This is a genomic window from Collinsella sp. (genome assembly GCF_052346665.1).
Taxonomy (GTDB): Bacteria; Actinomycetota; Coriobacteriia; order Coriobacteriales; family Coriobacteriaceae; genus Collinsella.
Genome location: NZ_DAWDUX010000061.1, coordinates 1 through 4,757, shown reverse-complemented (window position 1 = coordinate 4,757; position 4,757 = coordinate 1). Strand labels below are relative to the sequence as shown.

The 4,757-nt window shown below is 56.0% G+C and carries 5 protein-coding genes and 1 tRNA gene; all 6 read left to right on the top strand.

All coding sequences use genetic code 11. The features are described from left to right. The first annotated feature begins 46 nt into the window (after positions 1-46). The 6 genes from ACT8II_RS09040 to ACT8II_RS09015 all read left to right on the top strand — a co-directional run bounded on the left by ACT8II_RS09040 (position 47) and on the right by ACT8II_RS09015 (position 4,434). Positions 47-137: transfer RNA gene (locus tag ACT8II_RS09040), tRNA-Ser, on the top strand. 331 nt (positions 138-468) lie between these two features. Next, positions 469-624 (top strand): hypothetical protein, encoded by a 156-nt coding sequence (locus ACT8II_RS09035; protein WP_158574808.1) that lies wholly within the window; start codon positions 469-471, stop codon positions 622-624. A 27-nt stretch (positions 625-651) separates the two neighbouring features. Further along, positions 652-1,515 (top strand): KilA-N domain-containing protein, encoded by an 864-nt coding sequence (locus ACT8II_RS09030; RefSeq protein WP_443813892.1) that lies wholly within the window; start codon positions 652-654, stop codon positions 1,513-1,515. A gap of 252 nt (positions 1,516-1,767) precedes the next feature. Further along, the gene (locus ACT8II_RS09025) at positions 1,768-2,790 is read left to right on the top strand and encodes a hypothetical protein (RefSeq protein WP_443813890.1); all 1,023 of its coding nucleotides are present in this window, start codon (positions 1,768-1,770) and stop codon (positions 2,788-2,790) included. 258 nt (positions 2,791-3,048) lie between these two features. Beyond that, positions 3,049-3,678: a recombinase family protein gene (locus tag ACT8II_RS09020; RefSeq protein ID WP_233546099.1), complete on the top strand. Its 630-nt coding sequence runs from the start codon at positions 3,049-3,051 to the stop codon at positions 3,676-3,678. A 168-nt stretch (positions 3,679-3,846) separates the two neighbouring features. Further along, on the top strand, positions 3,847-4,434 hold the full coding sequence (locus ACT8II_RS09015; protein ID WP_330006043.1) for a transcription termination/antitermination NusG family protein: 588 nt from the start codon (positions 3,847-3,849) through the stop codon (positions 4,432-4,434). Positions 4,435-4,757: the final 323 nt, after the last annotated feature.

The following is a 4,757-nucleotide window of genomic DNA, read 5'->3' as shown; positions in this document are numbered from 1 at the left end:
CCCTGTTCAAGCCCTGGGAAGTGCGTTATCATCGACTAGCTGTTCCGGAGAGCTGACCGAGAGGCCGAAGGTGCTCGCCTGCTAAGCGAGTATGGGCCACAAGCCCATCTGGGGTTCGAATCCCCAGCTCTCCGCCAGTGTGAATGATGCGTCCCCTGAGTTATCGCAGCTCAGGGGACGTTTTCTTTTTCCTGTATCTTCCTGCCGCATGCCCGAATGGCAACTATTTGGCAATCGCCCCGCGCATGGAAAAGAGAGTCGGAAGTCTTTGGAGAACCGTACGCTATATAAACCGAAAAGACAATTACGAAGAATGAAATATCACTATGTAAAATTGAATACAACGTAAGGAGGCAAGATGGGCATACCCGAGAACATTGATGCCTTGCTGGTAAAGTTCGATCTGAAACCCGAAAGCCTCGCAACGGCTCGGTGGCGGCGGTCTCCATCGACGGCGCGGACTACGTGATGCGCCGCCTGTGCAACACGGGGCGCATCATCGTGCTGTCCCCGGACTCGTGGGACGACTCGTACGAGGACATAGTCATAACGGGGGAGGGGGAGCGCACGGTCGAGTACGTCGGCACCGTGGTCTGGTTCCAGCCCGCCGAGGAGATGGAGTAGGGAAATGGTCGGAGAGAGGAGTTTGAAATGCCGCCGAAGGAGATAAGCGGGAAGATAACTGCGCTCGGGGTTGATATATCGGTCTCATCAACAGGAGATCGAGACGACTATATCTCGCTGACGGATATCGCAAGATATCGCAGCGATGAACCCGGTGATGTCGTGAAGAACTGGATGCGGAGCAGGGAGACCATTGAATTTCTCGGCGTCTGGGAACGTCTTCACAACCCCGATTTTAAAGAGGTCGAATTCGACCTCTTTAGGTTGGAGTCTGGCCGCAACGCCTTCACCATGTCCCCGACCAAGTGGATACGATCGACTGGAGCTATCGGGATAAAGAGCAAAAGGGGCAGGTACGGCAGCGGAACGTTCGCTCACGTCGACATTGCCTTCGAATTCGCGTCGTGGGTGTCCCCGGAGTTCAAGCTCTATGTGATCCAGGACTATCAACGTCTGAAAAGTGATGAGAACAGCCGTTTGTCGCTCGACTGGAATGAGAAGAGGCTGTTCACGAAGATCAACTATCGCATTCATACCGATGCGGTGAAGGAGCACCTGGAGCCGATTGCCCGGGGCAAGGCGAAGCAGTTCGTCTATGCCAATGAGGCCGATGTGCTGAACGTCGCCTTGTTCGGAATGACGGCAAGACAGTGGCGCGATGCCAATCCTGCTGAAAAGGGGAACGTCAGGGATGGCGCGACGCTGCATCAGCTCATTGTGCTCGCAAACCTTGAGAGCGTGAATGCACAGCTCATCAAGGAGGGGCATTCCAGAGAGGAGAGGGTTGTCTACCTGAGGGAAATGGCTTCCCAACAGCTTGACGCACTGAGAGAGAATCCGACTATCAGGGCACTTGACGGAGCCGTCCTTCCTCCCGCTGCGGAGGAATAGGCCTCACCGTGGAAGCCAGCCTGCCCTCCTTGAGTTCACGGAGCTTCTGGAAATTACCGAAGGGGTTCGCCTCTCCTAGTCGGGCGCATTTGACGGAAAACCGGATTTGTCCGTCAGAAATATCGAAATTTGACGGACAAACCCTGTTGTCCGTCAGAAGTGACTGATGTTTCAGATCCGGTCTGAAGACGGAATAGACAGGCACGCTATCTTGTTCGGGCAGAACAATACGCTCGGGCCTGGAGGTGCCGCATGTTCGGGAGGTTCGTTGTGGAACGCAGGGAAGTCGTTTATAGACTTGGAGGCGTCGACCCGGATGAAGGGGTCGATGTTTACGATTTAGTCAAATACCTTAATAAGTTCGACGACCTCGTGCGCCTGACTGTCCGAGAGGCAGGATACGACGGTGAGCTCAAGATCAGGGTGCGCCCATTCAAAGAGGGCTCCTTTATCACCGAGTTCATTGTCGAAAGCGGCATCGTAGATTTGCTGACGAGCCAGAACGTCGACGCCGTGCTCAACGCGATCGAGATACTCGGTTTCTGCTATGGCGGAGCGAAAGGCATTCCGTGGATTGTCCGGAAGGTGCGAGGGGCGATCGACCGATTCGTGGACAATGGCGACGGGTCCTACACTTACGGAAAAGGCGACAATGCCGTGACGGTTGATGAGGCCACACATCGGGCGGTGCAGAATCCTACGATTGCTGAGCTATACAGGGATGTGGCGGTCGGTCCTGTCGCGGAGTTTAACGGCACGGTCCAACAGGTGAATATCTACATGCGCAATACCAAGGAGGAGGACGATGGCCTTGCTGAAGGCTCCTCTTTTTCAAGGGATGACGCAAGCGACCTCAACGCGTATGCTAGGACCGCCTCGTCGGCGGATGAGCTCGAGGTCAGCGAGACGTCGTACATAAATAGGGGGATATGGTTGAGGCCGCTCGCCGGCTCATATGGCGGAGCCGAGAAGGGATATACCTTTCAATTTGGATCGGGCAGCGACGTCCTTACGTACAAAAGCGTGCGCATCGAAGACAAGAGTTTTTTGGATGATCTTGCAGACGGCACCGTTCGCTTCAACGCTGGAGATCTGATTCAGGTTGACCTTGAGGTAACCGAGAGGCGAACTAGGAGCGGGAAGATGAAGAATCCCCAATACAGGATTCTGAGCGTTGCTGATTACAGGCCATTGAGAGTTTCAAAGCAGGAGACGTTTGCCGACTTTCTCGACAAGAGCGAAGAGGTCAGGTCTTCGAAGGAATCGGAGGAGTGACGAAATAGGTCCCGCGCATATGGGCGGCAACCCTGCGCGAGGCCGTGTGTAGCACCAACCGAATACATCGGAAGGCAAGGTAAGTGCGAATCACGCGCTGGAATGCGAAAAAATGCGAGTGGAGCCCGCCCTCCCGCGGCATGGAAAAGCCGCGTCGGAAGAGGGGCTTAACGCCTATCGATAACCTTCACTTCGAAGCTCATATCGGTTATGAGCGGGAAGAGGGCTTGTTTTCAGCCCCCGATATGAAGGAGGTTCATGATGGGCACCATATACGGTTACGCGCGCGTGAGCACTCGCGAGCAGAATCTCGATCGCCAGTTGAGGGCGCTTGAGGAGTTTGGTGTTCGGCGGGAGCATATCTTCGCCGACAAGGCGAGTGGCAAGAATTTCGACCGGCCGGAGTGGACACGTCTCGTGAACGTGTTGCGTGAGGGCGACGTATTGGTGGTAAAGAGCATCGACCGACTCGGCAGGAACTACGAGGAGATCATAGACCAATGGCGCGCCCTTATAAAAAACCTGCGCGCGGATGTCGTTGTGTTGGATATGCCTCTGCTCGACTCCCGGAACGAGTGCGATGGCGTGACGGGCATGCTGATCTCCGATATCGTGCTACAGCTGCTGTCCTACGTTGCCCAAGTTGAGCGGGAGAGCATTCGGCAGCGCCAACGTGAGGGCATAGTCGCCGCCAAGGCTCGGGGTGTGCGCTTTGGCAGGCCCAAAAAACAACGCCCGGCAGCGTATGGGGTCACGAAAGAAGGGTATCTGGACGGGCGCGTCACTCGCGCCGAGGCAGCGCGACGTCTCGAGATATCGGTTTCGACTTTTGATAAATGGCTGAGGGAAGATGGGGTCAAAAAAGACAACGGGCTGAGGTGTGAATAAGTGCACCTTTTCAAGGCCTTTTAAAACGTACCCATTTTACCAATGATTCCGAAATAAAACCCAGCAATCGACAACTTCATATCTTGTCATCGAGTTGAGTAACCCCTCTCTAAAAAGGTGCACTTTTGCGCGTCGCGTGCGTGCGGGGCTGCACCATCGGGGAGGGCCATGCGAGCCGCTTCGCCACAACTGAGCTTGACACCTGCGGGTTTGCCCGCGGGGCGTCGCGTGCCGCGTGGGAATATGCGTTGGTACCTGGTCCATACGCCCATGAGTATGGAGCATGCCACAGCTGACAAGCTGCTCAAGCTCATCCCGAAAAACCTGCTCGCGGATGCCTTCACGCTTTCAAAGGAGCGCTGGGAAAAGCGCAACGGAGTGTGGTCAATCCGTCGTGTGCAGATGTACCCCGAGTACCTATTTGTCGTATCCAGCGATGCTCACGGCCTGAATAGCGCGCTGCAAAAGCTGAGTTTCCACGTGGACTTGGTGGGGGCCACAGAGCGCTCGATCATGCCGCTTTCGGAAGATGCACGTGCCTTTTTTGAGAGGGTTGCGGGCAGTGAGCGCGTGATCCGCAGCAGCACCGCGGTGATCCTCCATGGCGAGCTGAGCGTCACGGACGGTCCTTTGGTTGGTTGCGAAGCCCTCATTACCAAGGTCGACCGGCACAAGCGCCGCTGCTGGGTGCGCGTGGGAGAGCCCGGACGGGGCTTTTTGGAGACGCTTCCGCTGGACATCCCAATCAAGACATAGGAGCACCCAAAGAGTAAGTCATCACAGCAAAGACGCACGTACATGAGGGGAGGAACCTCCCCGGCAATGAAAAAAGTCCGGGGGGGGGCGTTCAAAAGTGACCAATGAGACGCAGAAGACATGGCGGGGGCATGCGGAGGACGAGGGCGTGTCGATAAAGCCCGCCGCAACTTTGGGCAACGTTGCTGTCCCCGCCGATGTGAAGGTTCCCGTTGTTGACACCCGTGAGTCTGTCCAAGAGGGCGAATGCTCCGTGCGTTTGTTATCGCTCATGCGCAACGCCGAGGCCTTCGACCGCGAGCGCCTGGGCTACCGCTTCGTGA

Bases quoted from the DNA above. Each gene is read 5' to 3' on its own strand.
- ACT8II_RS09015 (WP_330006043.1), top strand. From the start codon at position 3,847: ATGCGAGCCGCTTCGCCACAACTGAGCTTGACACCTGCGGGTTTGCCC.
- ACT8II_RS09025 (WP_443813890.1), top strand. From the start codon at position 1,768: ATGTTCGGGAGGTTCGTTGTGGAACGCAGGGAAGTCGTTTATAGACTT.
- ACT8II_RS09030 (WP_443813892.1), top strand. From the start codon at position 652: ATGCCGCCGAAGGAGATAAGCGGGAAGATAACTGCGCTCGGGGTTGAT.
- ACT8II_RS09035 (WP_158574808.1), top strand. From the start codon at position 469: ATGCGCCGCCTGTGCAACACGGGGCGCATCATCGTGCTGTCCCCGGAC.
- ACT8II_RS09020 (WP_233546099.1), top strand. From the start codon at position 3,049: ATGATGGGCACCATATACGGTTACGCGCGCGTGAGCACTCGCGAGCAG.